Source organism: Allokutzneria sp. NRRL B-24872, assembly GCF_002155965.1.
In the GTDB taxonomy this organism is placed as follows: domain Bacteria; phylum Actinomycetota; class Actinomycetes; order Mycobacteriales; family Pseudonocardiaceae; genus Allokutzneria.
In genome coordinates, this window is the sequence record NZ_MUMH01000233.1 from 1 (window position 1) to 1,023 (window position 1,023).

1 protein-coding gene and 1 pseudogene are annotated in these 1,023 nt (G+C 66.7%); both read right to left on the reverse strand.

Going from position 1 to position 1,023, the window contains the following annotated elements; all coding sequences use genetic code 11:
* Window positions 1-103: pseudogene (locus CCN37_RS41845) on the reverse strand (RNA polymerase subunit sigma-70); the annotation flags it as partial.
* 52 nt (window positions 104-155) lie between these two features.
* Complete coding sequence (locus tag CCN37_RS36685; RefSeq protein ID WP_086829944.1) at window positions 156-881, reverse strand: transposase family protein; 726 nt, start codon at window positions 879-881, stop codon at window positions 156-158.
* Window positions 882-1,023 lie beyond the last annotated feature (142 nt).

Genomic DNA, 1,023 nt, shown 5'->3' on the forward strand with positions numbered 1-1,023 from the left:
CGTCCGCTCGAAGCACGACGTCGGGATCCAACACAGCGAGCAGCGCTTCGAAGTCGCCATCGCGCGAAGCCGCGAGGAACGCCTCGACGACTTCCCGCTGCCTAAGGGATGTCTCGTAAAAGGGTGTTGTGGTTGCCGCTGCTCGGTGTCTGGTGTCAGCCGGTGAGTGCGAGGTTCCGCAGATACGCGATCCCGGAGGCCGTAGAGCCGAGGGTGGAGGCGGCGCGGCGGTAGTCGCGCAGGATCTTCCACACCTTCATCTGGGCCAGAGCGTGTTCCACGCGTGCCCGGATGCCGCGGTGGATGGTGTTGAGGTCCTCTTTCCAGTCGGGCAGGACCTCGTCGCGGGTGCGTTTGCGGTAGGGCATGATCACGCCGGTTCCCTGGTAGCCGCCGTCGGCCATGACCACACGGTCGGCCAGTTTCTCGGCGATGCCGGAGGTGTCATAGACGGTGGTCTCGGCGTCGATGGCGACCTGCAGGTTCGTCGAGTATCGGTAGTTCTTCGACCGTGCGGCCAGACGGTGATCACGGGTGGGCACCAGCGTGCCGTCCACGATCGCCACCGTCTCCACCTGCCGCTTTCTGACCGGCGCCAACGCCAGCAGCGGCCCGAGGGAGTCGATCACCCGGTGCGCGGCGGAATGGGACACTCCGAACAACGGGCCGATCTGGCGCATGGTCAGGTTGGTGCGCCAGTACACCGCGACCAGCAGCACCCGGTCAGCCAGCGGCAACCGCCACTGACGGCCCCGGCGCCCGTCAGCGATCACCTCACCACCCCGAGCGGCCACGGTCCGCACCAGCTTCCGGAACTGCCCTGGCCGCAGGCCGGTGAACGGGGCGATCCATTCCGGCCGAGACGCTGAGACCACCTGCACCCCACCATGATCACGGCCCGAAGCGCCGATCAACAACCCAACCGACTTACGAGACAGCCCTTAGCGGCAGATGGGAGCGCTCCCTTTCCCGCTATGAGTACGAAACGGGTTTTTTGGGGTGGGCGGCTAGTCGCCGCGGGCG